Genomic DNA, 15,620 nt, shown 5'->3' on the forward strand with positions numbered 1-15,620 from the left:
CAACTTGATCTCGAAATACTCTAGGCGCACCATGACCACCCATCCCTTTCCTCCCGACCTGTCCCCCACCCCGTCGGCTCTCCCCTCCGGACTTGCCCTGCGCACCAACACCCTGTTGGCCAGCAAAATCCGTGAGGTCTCCGAAGAGGGCGCGCAAATGGAGGGGGTCCTGCCCCTCTGGTTCGGCGAGGGCGCCTGGCCCACCGATCCCATCGCCGTCGACGCTGCGGCCGAGGCCCTGCGAGCGGGCGACCATTTTTACCATTCCAACCGGGGCGCCCCTTCCCTGCGCGCGGCCATTGCCCGCTATTTGGGCGCTCTCCATGGCAAGCCGGTGCCGGTGGAGCGGATCACCGTCTCGGCCTCGGGCATGCAGGGCCTCGCCCTGGTGGCCCAGGCCCTGATCACGCCCGGCGACCGGGTGGTGACCCTGCGCCCCGCCTGGCCCAATATCGCCGAGACCTTCCGCATCGCCGGAGCCGAGATTCATTTCGAGGGGCTGGAGCCTAAGGACGGACATTGGTCCCTGGACATGGCGCGTCTGCTGTCTGCCGTGACTCCAGACACCCGCGCTGTGGTGCTCAATAGCCCCCACAACCCCACCGGCTGGGTCATGCCAGAAGCGGACATGAAAACCCTGCTTGACCACTGCCGGAAACAGGGGACCTGGATCGTTTCCGATGACGTCTATGCCCGCCTTTACCGACATGGCCAAGTGGCGCCCTCCTTCCGCGCCCTGGCGGAAGAGGGCGACCGGGTGATCTCCATCAACAGCTTCTCCAAGGCCTGGTCCATGACCGGCTGGCGCCTGGGCTGGATCGACGCGCCGGAAGAATTGGGCGCCCCACTCAGCATGCTCACGGAATTTAATATGTCTTGTACGCCCGGCTTCGTACAGGCTGCTGGCGCGGCCATGCTCGACCGGGGGGAGAGCGCTGTCGCCACCTTCCGCGCCCGCCTGACCGAAGCCTATACCCTCACCTCGAAACGCCTGCGGGTCCTGCCGGGCGTTGATTTCATCGAACCCGATGGCGCATTTTATTGCTTCTTCAAGGTTGAAGGGATGACGAACAGTCTGGCCACGGCCAAAGCCCTGTTGCACGTCGCCCAAGTGGGCTTGGCACCCGGCATCGCTTTCGGTGAGGAGGGAGAAGGCTCCCTCCGCCTGTGCTACGCCCAGCCCGTAGAGGTTCTGGAGCGGGCCTTGGACCGATTGGCCGAAGGGTTAACCTTGGCGGTACGCTGAGGACCCTGCCCGGTATTGACTTCCGGCCCCATCTCCCTTGCCGCCGTCCTTGGCCCGGCGTATATTTTTGGTCCCACACACAGAACGAATGGAGGACTTTGTGACGGTCGTTGTTTCCAGCTTGGCTGGACAAACCGCCTGACGGTGCATTCCCCCAGAGGACAGCATTTCCCCAGAGGAAATGGCCCGCTGCCTCGGCATGGGCCGGACCAAATGCACTCTCAAGGGCGGAGTACCAGCATCCGATCCCTGCGTTGCGTCAACGCCGGATCGCGGTTGCCTGTGCACAGTTGTGTGACACCCAATCTCGCTGGTAAATGACAATGACATCACAAACAATGACATCACAAACAATGACATCACAAACGGTGACATCACAAACGGTGACATCACCGACCTCCACCCTGGCCGAACTCGGCTGGACCTCGTTTTTCGCCTCCCAAATCTCGACCGACGATCTGGAGCACGCAATCCCCGTTCGTGTCATGGCCACCCATCGCGGCCATCTGCAGGTTGCCGGAGACGGCATTGACGCCCTTATCACCTCCTATGTGCAGGGCGCGGAATCCGAACAGGACTACGCCACCGTCGGCGACTGGATCCTGATGACCCGCGCCACCATGGAGCCGGACCGGGTACTATCCCGCACGAGCCTGTTTCAGCGGGGGGCGGCGGGCACGGGCCGCAGGCTGCAGCTCATCGCCGCCAATGTTGACACCCTGTTCATCGTGTCCTCCTGCAACCTTGACTTCAACGTGGCCCGTCTCGAACGCTACCTCGTGCTGGCCCGCGAGGCGGGCGTGACACCGGTCATCGTCCTGACCAAAGCCGACCTCGCCGACGCCCCCGCCGATTACGCCGCCCAAGCCGCAGCCCTGCAACCGGGCCTTCTGGTCGAGACGGTCAATGCCCATGATCCGCAGAACCTCGCCCCCCTCACGGATTGGTGCGGCCTGGGCCAAACCGTGGCCTTCGTCGGCTCCTCAGGTGTGGGCAAGTCCACCTTGATCAACACCCTGACCGGGGCCGGAGACATCCTGACCCAAGACATTCGCGAGGACGACGCCAAGGGTCGGCACACCACGACCGGACGGACCATGCACCGACTGCCCCATGGCGGCTGGCTGCTCGACACCCCGGGCATCCGTGAATTGCAGCTCACCGAAGCCGCCGAAGGTGTTGAACAGGTGTTCGAGGACATCGTCGCCCTGTCCCAGGCCTGCCGCTTCGCCGATTGCGCCCATGACCGCGAACCGGGCTGCGCCATCCGCGCCGCACTGGACGACGGCGCCCTCGATCCCGAGCGCTTCCGGCGCTGGCAAAAGCTCGCCTCCGAGGAAGCCCACAACAGCACCAGCATTGTCGAACGCCGTGCCCGGGATAAGACCTTCGGGAAAATGGTGAAGTCCGCAGCCAAAAGCAAACGACGCAACCGCTGACGGTGACGGGCCGGGAGGGTGCTCCCGGAAAAACCCTGGGCTCCGCCCAGACCCGCAAAGGGTCGCAGACCCTTTGATCCCATTCGGTTATGAGGAAAGAATTGCGCACACTCGCTTAGATCCAGCCAGCTGCTGAACAGCCTTGTACCTCCCCGTTACGGAACAGTGAGGACGATCTTCCCCTGAATGTGGCCTTTGGCAGCGCGCTCATGCGCTTGACGCGCCTCGGCCAGCGGAAAGCGGCTGTCGAGCGCAACGCGAATTCTGCCGTCATCGAGCAAGGGCCCGAGTTCGTTCAGCTGAGCGCCATTCGAGCGCACCTGGGTTGCCGATACAGTGACGCCGCGCTCGACCGCTTCTTCGGCACCGCCGAAGCCCAGTGGGAAGATCGGGAACAGCGCTCCCCCGCGCTTCAGCGTCCGGAGGAAGCGGGCGGAGGACAGGCCGCCGACCGCATCGACAACGAGGTCGATGTCCCTCACATCGTCTTCGGGCGTTGTTGTCTGGTAATTGATGAACCTGTCCGCACCAAGCGCGCGTAGAAACGGCTCATTCTTGCCCGAGGCGACCGCGATGACGCGCGCGCCCTTCAGCTTCGCCAACTGCACCGCGAAATGCCCGACACCGCCAGCGGCCCCGTTTACCAGCACGGTGCGCCCCTCAAGCGGCACCGGTTGGTGCTGATCGGGCTGGAGCGGGTTCGGCTCGCCATGACCGAGATCGACGAGGAATTGCCAAGCGGTGAGCAGCGACATCGGGGCACCCGCCGCATGGGCATGGTCGATACCCGCAGGCTTGTGCGCAAGGTGCGATGCCGGGACGGCGACATATTCGCCATAGGCCCGGCTTTCCCCGGCAAGGCCTTCCGGAAAGCGGACCATGGCATAGACCTCTTCCCCGGCTGAGAACCCAATGACGTCTCTGCCGACCGCTTCGACAACGCCGGAAACGTCGGTTCCCAGGATCAGCGGGAAGGAAATGGCGGGCTGCCACTCCGGCGGCAGCGATTTATAGCCCTCGCGCAGGTACCAGTCCGGCGGATTAAGGCCAATCGCCAGAACCCGGACGAGCACCTCGCCCGGCTGCGGCTCTGGCCGGGGTGCATCCTCGTAGCGCAAGGCCTCTGGTCCACCGAATGCGTGCTGGCGGATCGCTTTCATCATGTTGCTCATTGACATCTCCATCGTTGGGTTCTGACGATAAATGAGATCAATCAGGTTGATAATGGGTGCCCATTGCCCAACTATGATGCCATGATGGAACAAATAACACTGGAACGCCTGACCGGCCTGATCGCCTTTGCGCGCGCCGCATCGCTCGGCAGCTTCACCGCAGCCGCCCGGTCACTGTCCATCTCGCCGTCTGCGGTGAGCAAAAGCATCAAGCGGCTGGAGCGGGACTTGGGGGTATCGCTCTTTACCCGCACGACACGGGCCCTGACGTTGACACCGGAAGGCCTCGACTTGCGTACACGCGCGCTTCGGCTGCTGCGAGAAGCGGAGGACATAGAGCAGGCCGCAATGGCCGCCCGATCGGAGCCCACGGGCACGCTGCGTATCACAACATCGCTGCCGATCGGGGCGCATGTGATCGCCCCCTCCCTTCCCCACTTTCGCCGACGTTACCCGAAGGTCGCGATCGATCTTCGGGTGAGCGACCGGATCGTCGATATTGTGGAGCAAGGGATCGATATCGCCGTGCGTATCGGCGATCTGGCCGACACCGGATTGAAGTCTCGCCGACTCGCGCCATGTCGGCTCTGCGCCTTCGCGGCACCGGCCTATCTGGCGGAGCGCGGAACGCCCACGCATCCGGACCAGTTGGAGGGACACGACACCGTCAACCTGCACTATCAGAGTACGGGTCAGCCGTTTCGTTGGCCATTCCGGGTCGGCAATCGCACGCTGGAAATCGTGCCATCGGCTGGGATTATTGCCGATGTAAGCGATGCGGTACTGGCGGCACTTGCGGCAGGTGGTGGCATCGGCGTAACCGCGACCTTTCTCGCGGCGCCCTATGTGAAGCGCGGAGAGCTGGTGCCGGTACTGTCCGATTTCGCAGTAGAGCACCCCAAAATCACCGCTTTATGGCCGGAGAATCGCGGCAGCAATCCAGCGGTGCGTGCGTTCCTCGACTGGCTCGTTGATGTCTTCAACACCCGCATGACCGACCCGGCGTAAGACCAAGGGGCCGCAGGGCCTTATGGCGGGTAAAAGCCTGCCGGACGTTTAGGGCATAGCGACGCCGGAGGAGTCACCGCTTGGTATACGGCAGGTTTCGGGTCCCGACAGGCTTGAGCGGAATGACCGGGATGGGGACGGAAGCCAAGCGGCGGCTTTTCCACATCCACTCCCACAAGCAACCAGTCCCCTACGGGTCCAATGCCACCATCTCAGGCAGGCATGCGCCCACGTTGGACACTCCGTGGACGGACCCTTGCCACGGAAAGCCGCCATCGATGAAAATGCGGAACGCTGGACGTGACTGTATATTTTACATATTATACGTATAGGTCTTGTTGAGCGAGAGGCGCCATGAGTATGCTCGAGAGTGTCGTGACCACCGCAGGTGACCTTGTCCGCCGTTTCTCCCATTACAGTGACGTGGCGCTTGCCCAGCCGGTTCTCGTCACAAAGAATGGACGGCCCCGCAATGTTCTCATCTCGGTCGAGGAATACGAGCGGCTGAAGAGCCGGGACCAGCAAGCCTTTATGGCCGCGGATACTCCGGACCATTTCCTCGCGGACATTGAAGCCCTCGCCGCTGGTGAGGACGATTGACGGGGACCACGCCCGAGCGCGGGTCGGTCATCCGGTATTCCTACCTTTGGGCGGACGAAAATGCCCGTGGGCGGGAAGAGGGCCGGAAGGACCGCCCGGCGCTCGTGCTGGCCCTGTCCATCAAGGAAGCGGACGGACGCACGGAGGTCTTGGTGCTCGCGGTCACGCATAGGCCTCCGACGGAAGCGACCGACGCGGTCGCGTTTCCGCTGGAGCTCAAGCGCCGCCTGGGTCTTGATGACGCGCCCTCGTGGATCGTGACGACGGAAGCCAATGCCTTCCTTTGGCCCGGCCCGGACGTCCGCCCCGTACCCGATCGAACACCGACGACAGTGGTATATGGACGCGTGCCAAACGGTCTGCTACGGGAGGTGGCTCGGTCCTATCTCGCCAGTCGGGAGAGGCAGCGGAATAGGGTGGTGGCGCGGACGGAGTAGCGCCCATGTTGGTCGTTTGTCTGGACATACGGCGCCCCCATAACCGGACATTCCCTCTCAAATGAGGGTTATAGCGTCTACTGTCATAAGGGCTAGTCAGGCAACGCCAAAGACCCGATTTCTTCAGGAAGTGGGGGGAGTGTCCGGTCTTCCGTGTACGGGTTTATGGTTCCATGCTTTCCTGAATCGGCAGCATGAGCAGTCTTTTTTTCCGCGTCACGCCATGACGTTTGAAGAACCGACAGACGATGGATGGCAGGGGCCGATAGCCAACCGCATCACCAAGTCGTTCGGCCACCTCGGCCAGGGTGAGGTCGGGCTTCTCGGCGATCCAACCAAAGATCAGCTCCAGATGGGCGTCATTCCGGTGGGACCGGACATTCCCGCCCCGCTTGTCGGCCTCAAGGGTTCCTCTGGCATTAACCCGCGATACCCACCGGATGGCGGAGGACGCACCGACACCAAAGCGTTTGGCGGCCGCACGGCACGAGGCCCCTTCTTCAACCGCCGCCACGACACGTTGACGGAGATCCACGGAAATGGCTTTTGGACATGAGGGCTGGCCTCCTTCTCCAGCCCTCATCTTGAATCACGAAACCAACCCCAAGGGAATCCCTTGATTCAGATGCCGATCAATCCGCTCTAGCTACGGATTATGCATCCAGTTTTCGAAGGATCCTTTTTACCTGATCGTGTCGATCCGTTCCCACTTTGAAGTGGTTCTCGATACTGCGCAGCCACCGCATATCGTTGGGAGGGAATGTACCGGATGCGTCTGCAAAGTTATTCAAGGCACGAAGTGCCCAATACTGAATAAAGGGTTGGTGCTGACGATCAATAACGGACATAAGCTTACCTGGAATGATCTCATCTGGAAAGGCGCGAAGATATGATATCGCTGCCAGTTGTAGGCCAGGACTGCTTTCAAGCCATTCCGATACATCAACGGACCCCTTTCCTAACAACTGTGCCGCCTGCTGCATGCGCGAAAATATCTCGGTCATCTTCGCAGTTCGAAGAGTCCCCGGTTTCATCGAATTGCGTGTTTTAATGTACTCGCTCGCGAGGTCCTTTAAAGCCTCGTTTGAGAGATTCTCTGACGGTAATGTCTTCGAGTTGCTATTGTTTTTCAGGTTGAACAGTTCTTCCGCTAATTCACGTGCCCTCTGAGCGGCATCTGATGCGTTGGATGCGGCTAAATTGGCATTTTCCGCTGCCTTCCTCGCCTCTGCAGCAGCGGATCTAGCTTCCTGAGCATCTTCAATGGCGCTATCCGCTTTCTTTTCGACTTCTTGCATTTTGGCTTTCACTCCAAATGCTTCAAACTCCTTCACGAATTGCGCCAGCCAGGGAAAAACGGCGAGCACCAATATTCCCAGTGCAGTCGCGTCCAGTCGGTCTATAAGGTCCTGAGAAAGGAACTTGGGAGCGCAAACATATCCCCCAAAGGCCACAACAGAGACTGCCGAAATCAATATTCTCATCATCAGAGCTGTGGCTTCCTTGTCGAGAACAGCGTCGGCCTATATTTTCTGCCGGGTGTCGTCATTCAACGAAAAACAGCCTTGGTTTGCAACGTACATAGCTAGATATACCCCATATTGGTTCCGCGACGCATAGTAAGTCGCCTCGGGAATGTCTTTCTGGCGGGACACCACTACAGCCGGAAGTTAAATACTCGCTCTTTGCTCGAAATAAGTCGCTAGCCACCTAACCAAACGGTGTCTGCTTCACGCTTTCCGCGTCCCAAAACCGTCCGTCCCCTCCCGGCCCACATCAGACATCACCAACATACGCCGCTCCCCCCTCACCCGGGCGGAAACCGCTCCCGCCAGTGCTTGGCGATGTCGACGCGGCGGGTGATCCAGACCTTTTCGTGGCCCGCCACATAGTCCAGGAAGCGCCGCAGCCCCGCCGTCCGTCCGGGCCGTCCCGCCAGACGGCAGTGCAGCCCCACCGACATCATCCGTGGTTTGTCGGCGCCTTCCTCGTACAACACATCAAAGGCGTCGCGCAGGTAGGTGAAGAACTCCTCGCCGGTGGACAGGCCGTGGAGGGTGGCGAACTTCATGTCGTTGTTGTCCAGCGTATAGGGCACGATCAATTGCTGCTTCTCCCCGACTTGCTCCCAATAGGGCAGGTCGTCGGCGTAGCTGTCGGCGTCGTACAGGCAGTCCGTTTCCTCGGCGACCAACTGGCGGGTGCGGGGGCTGACCCGGCCCGTGTACCAGCCTTGTGGTTTTGAGCCCGTGACCGCTTCGTGGATCGCCAGGGCCTCGCGGATATGGGCGCGTTCGACCTCCTCGGGCAGGTTCTGGTAGTCGATCCAGCGCAGCCCGTGGCTGGCGATTTCATGGCCGTTCGCCAGCATCTCCGCCACCGCCTCGGGATTGCGTTGAAGCGCCATGGCGACCCCATACACGGTGAGCGGCCAGTCGTAGCGCTTGAACAGCCGCATCAGCCGCCAGAACCCCGCGCGGGAGCCGTATTCATACATGCTCTCCACCTGGATATTGCGCTGGCCAGGGATCGGAGCGAGGCCGGGGACCTCCTGCAAATAGGCTTCCGACGCGCTGTCACCATGGAGAACGCAGTTCTCGCCGCCCTCTTCGTAGTTGATGACGAATTGCAGGGCGATGCGGGCGCCGCCGGGCCAAGCGGCGTCGGGGACTTCCTTGCCATAGCCGATGAGATCCCGGGGGTAGGTCTCGCTCATTGCTCGTTTCCTTCAGTCTTGTTTTCAAGCCATTGGCCGAGGAGCGCCCGCTCCTCCGGTCGAATTTCCGTGAGGTTGCCCAGCGGCATGGTTTCCCCATGCACCGCCTGGACCAGAACCGGTCCGGCCCAATGCCGCAGGTCCGCCGGGGTTTCCAGAACCACGCCCTTGGGGGGCTCGTCAAAGCCCTCGTAGGTCGGTTTCCGGGAGTGGCAGGTCTGACAGCGGGCCGCAACAATCGCCATAACCACCGGCTCCAGGGTATCCGGTGCGGCCTCTTCCCCCTCAGCCAGAGGAGTCGACACCGGCGCCCCCCCGAGATCCCGCGTCGCCGCCGTGGCCCCGATCACCGCCAGGAAGGCGACGAGGCAGGCGGGCAGCATCCAGGGTTTCATCCGCCCCGTATGGCGCAGGACGAAGGCCAGACGGACCGCCGCCCCGATGGCCGCCACGGCCAGCAGGACCAACCAGGAATAGGGGTGCTCGGTCAGGCCCGGATAGTGGTTGGAGATCATCAGGAACAGGACCGGCAGGGTGACGAAGGTGTTGTGGACACTCCGCTGCTTGCCCTTCAGGCCCCAGATTGGATCCGGCGTCTGCCCCGCCTGCATGGCCGCGACGGTCTTGCGCTGGTTGGGCATGATCACGAAGAAGACATTGGCCGCCATGATGGTCCCCAACGTCGCCCCCACGTGCAAAAAGGCCGCCCGGCCCGAGAGCACATGGGTCAGGACATAGGTCAGCACCGCAATGAAGGCGACGACCGACAGGGCAAGGATCCGGTCGTCCTTGCCCAGCGGGCTCCGGCAGATCAGGTCATAGACCACCCAGCCGCCGATCAGCGATCCCAGCCCCACGGCGATCCCGCCCAGGTAGCCCAGCTCACTGCCCAAGGGCAGCAGGAACGCCGGGCCGGAGAGGTAATAAACGACCACCAGCAGGGACATGCCCGACATCCAGGTCGTATAGGCCTCCCACTTGAACCAATGCAGATGCTGGGGCAGGTCGGACGGGGCGACCTTGTATTTCTTGGCGTGGTAAAACCCGCCGCCGTGGACCATCCAGATCTCCCCTTGCAGGCGTTTGCGCTCGGGGTCGTCTGCCGTGGCTTCCAGGCTGTTGTCCTGCCAGACGAAATAGAAGGACGACCCGATCCAGGCGATGCCGACGATCAGGTGAATCCAACGGAGGGCCAGATTCAGCCACTCCATGAGGGCGAGATCCATTTAAGCCTCGGTCATCAGGGGGAAGGAAGCGGGGTGGTACGGCGTCCTCTCGGTCGTCATTCCCTCAAATACGGTTGTCGTCCCCCCGTAAGCGCTCAGGGATCCACGCGTCCTTATCTGTCGTTTGGTGTTCATATTTTTGTCATTCCCGCGCACGCGGGAACCCAGAGTTGATTTCGGTATCATCTGTGAAATGCGCTCCTGTCGCGTCTCCCGGTTCCGTCCTCTGTTGCCACCCTGGATCCCCGCTTTCGCGGGGATGACGAGGAAAGAAGCGGGGAGAACGAGGGGAGGGGTGGGGAGAACGAGGGGGGATGTGGACGGCGCCTTCCCATCGTTTCAGCTCCCGCGGTAGGTGGAATAGGACCAGGGCGAAACCAGCAGGGGCACATGGTAATGGGCCTCCGGGTCGCCGATGGAAAAGCGCAAGGGGACGCGGTCCAGGAAGGGAGGCGCCGCCGTGGTCTGACCCGAGCGGGCGAAATAGACCCCGCAGTCGAAGACCCATTCATAGGTGCCGGACACAAGGGCCTCGCCAGCCAGCGCGGGGCCATCCAGGCGGCCGTCGGCATTGGTGACGAAGGACCCGAGGAGACTCCGCCCCTCCCCCTCCAGTCGCCACAGGGTGATGGGCAGACCGGAGGCCGGGCATCCGCGCGCGGTATCGAGCACATGGGTGGTCAGCTTGCCCGTCGGCGCGGGCCGGACCAGGGCGGGCAGGCGCATCCAGGCGATCTTGGCCACTTCGGCCAGGGCGCGGCGGATCTCCTCCTCCCGGCTGTTGGTCACCCGCCCCTCGAACCCGGCGAGGATGCGGGCCTTGTCCGCACCCCGCACGGCCATGATGAAGGGGAAGCCGAACCGGCTTTTATAGGTGGCGTTCAGGTCGGTGAAGCGGGCCATTTCCTCCGGCGTCAGGCTGTCCAACCCGGCGGAGGCCTGTTCACCGGTCGAGGCCTCGGTCAGCTCTCCGGCCAACGCGGCCCGCCCCGCCAAATCCGGATGGGCCATGAGCAGAGCCAACTGCTCCGCGTCGCTGGCGCTGTCAACGGCGGCGACCATGGCGGCATGCAGGGCCTTCAGGCTGGCGAAGGGTCGGGCGGACCCGGCCCGTTCTGCAACCCAGGGGGAATGCTCGAAAACGCCGCCCAGGGTCTCGGCAAACGCGGCAAGCGGCAGGGCGTTGACCGCGTCGAGGGACAGGGGGACCGGGGTTGGGCAGGAACTCATGGGGAGGGATCTCCTGTACGCAGAATATCGGCGGCAATGGAAATGGCGATTTCGGCGGGGCGTTTTCCGCCCACGCCCGGAAGCCCGATGGGACAGGCGATGGCGTCGATCCGCTCCGGGGCATGGCCCGCTTCCAACAGGCGCGCCCGAAAACGCGCCCATTTGGTCTTGGAGCCGATCACCCCCAGGGGACCCAGGTCCGTGCGTGCCAGCAGGGCGGCGAGGATCTCGTAATCCCGCTGGTGGCTATGGGTCATCACCAGCACCCGGGCGCCGGGGGGCAGGTCGGGAACCACGGCGGCAGGATCGGGCGTCTCCCGGGTGCTGGCCCAGGTTCCTGAGGGAAAGGGCGCGGGGCGCTCGTCGAACCAGAGGATGCGGACACCCGTCCCCTCCAGCACGCGGACCAGGGCTTTTCCGACGTGACCGGCACCGAACAGGGCCAGGGTGATCCCTTCGGGCACAAGGACCTCGAACAACAGGGTGACGGCCCCACCGCAACATTGGTCCCGGTCGGCGCCGAGCATCACCTTTTCCAGGGTCGGGCCAAACGCCCCCTCGGCCAGGAGACGGCGGGCGGTGGAGAGCGCTTCGTTCTCCAGCACCCCACCCCCGATGGAGCCGGAGAAGGCATCGCTCGTCACCACCATCTTGGTCCCCGCCCCCCGGGGGGTGGAGCCCAGGGTTTCCACCAGGGTCACCAGCACATGGGGCCGGGCTTCGCTTTCCAGGGTGACCAGGGCCTCGCGCCAGTTGAGAGAGAGAGGGGGGATCATGCGCGGCGCGCCTCCTCGCAAGCCATGAGGATTTTTTCCGGCGTCGCCGGAGCGGCCAGGGTGGGCTCCCATCCCGCCGGAGCAAGCGAGGCGACCGCATCCCGCAGCGCCAACCAGACCGACAGCGCCAGAACTAAGGGCGGCTCGCCGACGGCCTTGGAGCGAAAGACGGTGGCCTCCTCGTTCGGAGCGTCGGCCAGCAGGTCCACGGTAAAGACGGCGGGCACATCCCGGGCCGTGGGGATCTTGTAGGTGGAAGGGGCATGGGTGCGCAAGCGCCCTTCCCCGTCCCAGACCAGCTCCTCCATGGTCAGCCAGCCCATGCCCTGAATGAAGCCGCCCTCGATCTGGCCCTTGTCCACCGCCGGATTGAGCGACGCGCCCACGTCATGGAGGATGTCCACGCGCAGAGGTTTCCATTCACCGGTCAGGGTGTCGATGGCGACCTCGGAGACGGCCAGCCCATGGGCGAAATACAAGAAAGGACGGCCCGTGTTGGTCGTCCGATCGAAGTGGATTTTCGGCGTGCGATAGAACCCCGTCGACGACAGGGAAATCCGCTCAACATGACAGGCTTCGGCCAGTTCGGGGAAGGAGAGGCTTTTGTTGCCAGCAAACACCCGGTTGCTCTCGAAGCGGATGGCCTCGACGGGTTCCTCGAACAGGGCTGCGGCGTGGTCGGCCATGCGGGCGCGGATGGTCTCTGCGGCGACTTTCGCAGCCATGCCGTTGAGGTCCGTGCCCGAGGACGCCGCCGTGGGCGAGGTGTTGGGCACCTTGCCCGTCGTCGTCGCCGTGGGCTTGATCCGGTCCAGGTCCAGACCGAAGACGGCGGCGACCACCTGGGCGACCTTGACGAACAGCCCCTGCCCCATCTCCGTCCCGCCGTGATTCAGGCTGACCGAGCCATCCGTATAGACATGCACCAACGCGCCTGCCTGATTCATCTCCGGCTTGTTGAAGGACACGCCGAATTTAACCGGCGAGAGAGCCAGTCCCTTGCGCAGGGTGGGGTTGGCGGCGTTGAAGGCATCGACGGACGCCCGCAGGGCGGCGTAATCAGAGGAGGCCAGCAGGGTCTCCAGCATGGCAGGCAGGCGAAAATGCTCGACCGTTTGGTGATAGGGGGTGATGTCCCGACCCGGGCCGTAGAAATTGCGGCGCCGCACCTCCAAGGGGTCCAATCGGAGCACCCGGGCGATGTGGTCCAGCATGGCCTCTGCCGCCATCATCCCCTGGGGGCCGCCGAAGCCACGGAAGGCCGTGTTGGATTGGCGGTTCGTCTTGCAATAGAGGCCCGTCAACCGGACATGGGGATAATAATAGGCGTTGTCGGCGTGGCTCAACGCGCGGCTGACCACCCCCGGAGACAGGTCCACGGACCAACCGCAATCGGCGGCCAAGGTCATGTCGACGGCGAGAATGCCTCCCTCGTCATCCACGCCCACCTCCCAGGACAGAAGAAAGCCATGGCGCTTGCCGGTGACCTCCATATCCGTGTCCCGGTCCAGGCGCAGCTTGCAGGGCCGACCGGTGACCCGGGCGGCCACAGCGGCGATGCCCGCAACGAGCGTCGCTTGGCTCTCCTTGCCGCCGAAGCCCCCGCCCATGCGCCGGATCTCCACGGTCACGGCGTTCATATCCAGGCCCAGCAGGCGGGCGACCAGATGTTGAACCTCGGTCGGGTGCTGGGTGCCCGAATGGACCAGCATGTCCTGGTCCTCTCCGGGGATGGCCAAGGCCACCTGGGTCTCCAGATAGAAATGGTCCTGGCCCCCCACCCGCACAGAGCCCGTCAGGCGGTGCGGCGCCCGGGCCAGCTCCGGATCCGGGTTCCCCCGCAGGAAGACCGAAGGGGGAAGCAAATGGTGTTCAGCGGCAATCGCCTCGTCCAGGGCGAGGACCGGCGGAAGCGGCTCGCCCTCGACCGTGACCAGGGCCGCCGCCCGCCGTGCCGTGTCCTCGTCGCGGGCGCAGACGGCGGCGATGGGATGGCCAACGTATTCGACCAGATCCTCGGCCAGCAGAACTTCTCCGGGGACGATGGCGCCGATGTCGTTGGGGCCGATGATGTCCTTTGCGGTGATCACCGCAAAGACGCCCGGCAGGGCCAAGGCGGCGCGGACATCAATGCCGGTGAGCCGCGCATGGGCCCAGGGGCTGGTGACCAAAGCCAGATGGAGGGCCCCCCGAGGCAGGGGCATGTCATCGATATAGAGGGCCTCGCCGGTCGTATGCTTCAGGGCGCTGTCATGGGCTGCAGTGACATGAACGGCGGAGGGGGGGGAGGCGGAGGACGGAACCGAAGGGGATGTCATGTTCACAGGGCCTCCAGTCGCAGGGGCGCGCTCGTCTCGGTGGTGTCCAGATAGAGCCGTTCGAGCAGATTCGCCGCCACCAATCGGCGATAGGCCGCCGTGCCCCGGGCATCGTCCATGGGGGCGATGTCCTCGGCGAGGGCCACCTTGGCCGCCTCCAGACTGGCACGGGTCCAGGGCTGGCCGAGCAAGGCTTCTTCCGCCGCGACGGCCCGCTTGGGCCGGTCGGCCACCCCGCCATAGGCGAGGCGGGCGGTAGTGACGCATCCGTTTTCGATGCCCAGAACGAAGGCGGCGGAAACGGCGGAAATGTCCTGATCCACCCGCTTGGCCACTTTGTGGCAACTCACATGCAGGTCTGGGGAGGGCTTGGAAATACGGATGGAGAGGATCAGCTCATCGGGCGCGAGGGCCGTTTTGCGGTAGCCGGTGACAAAATCCTCCACGGGCAGGACACGCTCGCCCCGGGTGCTGCCCAGGATCACCTCGGCCCCCAGCGCGATCAGGGGCGGCAAGCTGTCGCCGATGGGCGAGGCCGTCCCCAGGTTCCCAGCGAGGGTTCCCAGATTGCGGATCTGCGCCGCAGCGATGCGCCGGACCAGGGCCCCCAGCGAGGGGGCCAGGGTGGTCATCGCCGCCAGCGCCTCGGCATAGGGGGTGGTGGCGCCGATCTCCAGGGAGTCCTCGGTTTCACGCAGCCCCCGGAGTGCGGGGATTCGGCCCAGGGCGAGGATCTCGGTGGGGCGCTCCAGGGACTTGGTGATCCGCAGGCCCAGATCCGTTCCCCCCGCCCAAACCCAGGCGTCGGGGTGCTCGGCGCGGAAGGCCAGGGCCTCGGCCAAATCCACGGGAGCGCAAACCCGTTGCCCCTCCGCTGTGTAAGCCAGAGGCTCGGCGGCAAGGGCGCGCAAGCTCTCTTCCACGGCGGGAGCAAGGGAGGGGGTCCAGTTGGGCAGGGTCCGGGCGGCCTCGACAATCGGACGGTAACCCGTGCAACGGCAGAGGTTCCCGGCGATGGACTCGAGAATCGCCTCCTCGCTCCGGTCCGCATCCAGGGACAGGGCGGCCAGCGCCATGGTGAAGCCAGGCGAGCAGTATCCACATTGGGTGCCATGGAAGTCGGCCAAAGCCCGTTGTACCGGGTGGGCAGTGCCATCGGCTCCGGCCAAGCCTTCTGCGGTGATCACCGCTCCGCCATGGATCTGGGGAAGAAGAACAAGGCAGGCATTGATCGCCCGCCACGTGAGGCCATCTCCTTCTAAGGGAGGAGTGCCCAGCAAAACCGTGCAGGCCCCGCAGTCCCCTTCCGCGCAGCCTTCCTTGCTGGCGGTCCACCCCTCCCCGCGCAACCAACGGAGCAGGGTCCAATCCGGCGGCACCCCCACCACATGGGTCATTTGGCCGTTCAAAGCGAAGCGCGTTCCACCGTCCATGACACCTCCTGAAACTGAT

At 63.8% G+C, this 15,620-nt stretch carries 14 protein-coding genes and 1 pseudogene; 5 read left to right on the forward strand and 10 right to left on the reverse strand.

The features are described from left to right. The first annotated feature begins 31 nt into the window (after positions 1-31). Positions 32-1,246, forward strand: coding sequence for a pyridoxal phosphate-dependent aminotransferase (locus tag ACLIRY_RS19700; RefSeq protein WP_413207133.1), 1,215 nt, complete (start codon positions 32-34; stop codon positions 1,244-1,246). 353 nt (positions 1,247-1,599) lie between these two features. After that, positions 1,600-2,685, forward strand: coding sequence for a ribosome small subunit-dependent GTPase A (gene rsgA, locus ACLIRY_RS19705; RefSeq protein WP_413207134.1), 1,086 nt, complete (start codon positions 1,600-1,602; stop codon positions 2,683-2,685). 155 nt (positions 2,686-2,840) lie between these two features. Here rsgA and ACLIRY_RS19710 read toward each other — a convergent pair whose 3' ends face one another. Continuing rightward, entirely contained in the window at positions 2,841-3,857 is a 1,017-nt protein-coding gene (locus ACLIRY_RS19710; protein WP_413207135.1) for an NADP-dependent oxidoreductase, read from the reverse strand. Between the two features lie 81 nt (positions 3,858-3,938). Here ACLIRY_RS19710 and ACLIRY_RS19715 point away from each other — a divergent pair, with 81 nt between their 5' ends. From ACLIRY_RS19715 to ACLIRY_RS19725, 3 genes are all read left to right on the forward strand, one after another. Then, on the forward strand, positions 3,939-4,865 hold the full coding sequence (locus tag ACLIRY_RS19715; protein ID WP_413207136.1) for a LysR substrate-binding domain-containing protein: 927 nt from the start codon (positions 3,939-3,941) through the stop codon (positions 4,863-4,865). Between the two features lie 354 nt (positions 4,866-5,219). Next, entirely contained in the window at positions 5,220-5,465 is a 246-nt protein-coding gene (locus tag ACLIRY_RS19720) for a type II toxin-antitoxin system prevent-host-death family antitoxin (RefSeq protein ID WP_413207137.1), read from the forward strand. Further along, positions 5,462-5,902: a hypothetical protein gene (locus ACLIRY_RS19725; RefSeq protein ID WP_413207138.1), complete on the forward strand. Its 441-nt coding sequence runs from the start codon at positions 5,462-5,464 to the stop codon at positions 5,900-5,902. Before ACLIRY_RS19720 ends, ACLIRY_RS19725 begins: the two co-directional genes overlap by 4 nt. Positions 5,903-6,065: 163 nt before the next feature. On the opposite strand, the gene ACLIRY_RS19730 is transcribed toward ACLIRY_RS19725, so the two are convergent. The 9 genes and pseudogenes from ACLIRY_RS19730 to xdhA form a co-directional block, all read right to left on the reverse strand. Further along, entirely contained in the window at positions 6,066-6,437 is a 372-nt protein-coding gene (locus tag ACLIRY_RS19730) for a helix-turn-helix domain-containing protein (RefSeq protein ID WP_413207139.1), read from the reverse strand. Positions 6,438-6,555: 118 nt separating this feature from the next. Further along, positions 6,556-7,389 carry an alanine-zipper protein gene (locus ACLIRY_RS19735; RefSeq protein WP_413207140.1) on the reverse strand — a complete coding sequence of 278 codons (834 nt, stop codon included), beginning with the start codon at positions 7,387-7,389 and terminating at the stop codon, positions 6,556-6,558. A 320-nt stretch (positions 7,390-7,709) separates the two neighbouring features. Continuing rightward, entirely contained in the window at positions 7,710-8,618 is a 909-nt protein-coding gene (puuE, locus tag ACLIRY_RS19740) for an allantoinase PuuE (protein ID WP_413207141.1), read from the reverse strand. Next, on the reverse strand, positions 8,615-9,829 hold the full coding sequence (locus tag ACLIRY_RS19745; RefSeq protein WP_413207142.1) for a urate hydroxylase PuuD: 1,215 nt from the start codon (positions 9,827-9,829) through the stop codon (positions 8,615-8,617). Before ACLIRY_RS19745 ends, puuE begins: the two co-directional genes overlap by 4 nt. Before the next feature lie 354 nt (positions 9,830-10,183). Then, entirely contained in the window at positions 10,184-10,570 is a 387-nt protein-coding gene (uraH, locus tag ACLIRY_RS19750; protein WP_413207163.1) for a hydroxyisourate hydrolase, read from the reverse strand. Continuing rightward, positions 10,568-11,074, reverse strand: a pseudogene (uraD, locus tag ACLIRY_RS19755) (2-oxo-4-hydroxy-4-carboxy-5-ureidoimidazoline decarboxylase); the annotation flags it as partial. The pseudogene uraD and the gene uraH, both read right to left, overlap by 3 nt. Continuing rightward, the gene (xdhC, locus tag ACLIRY_RS19760; RefSeq protein WP_413207143.1) at positions 11,071-11,850 is read right to left on the reverse strand and encodes a xanthine dehydrogenase accessory protein XdhC; all 780 of its coding nucleotides are present in this window, start codon (positions 11,848-11,850) and stop codon (positions 11,071-11,073) included. The gene xdhC and the pseudogene uraD, both read right to left, overlap by 4 nt. Next, positions 11,847-14,168, reverse strand: coding sequence for a xanthine dehydrogenase molybdopterin binding subunit (gene xdhB, locus ACLIRY_RS19765; RefSeq protein ID WP_413207144.1), 2,322 nt, complete (start codon positions 14,166-14,168; stop codon positions 11,847-11,849). Before xdhB ends, xdhC begins: the two co-directional genes overlap by 4 nt. A gap of 2 nt (positions 14,169-14,170) precedes the next feature. Then, the gene (gene xdhA, locus ACLIRY_RS19770) at positions 14,171-15,601 is read right to left on the reverse strand and encodes a xanthine dehydrogenase small subunit (RefSeq protein ID WP_413207145.1); all 1,431 of its coding nucleotides are present in this window, start codon (positions 15,599-15,601) and stop codon (positions 14,171-14,173) included. Positions 15,602-15,620 lie beyond the last annotated feature (19 nt).

It is taken from the genome of Rhodospirillum sp. A1_3_36 (genome assembly GCF_047263945.1).
In the GTDB taxonomy this organism is placed as follows: Bacteria; Pseudomonadota; Alphaproteobacteria; order Rhodospirillales; family Rhodospirillaceae; genus Rhodospirillum.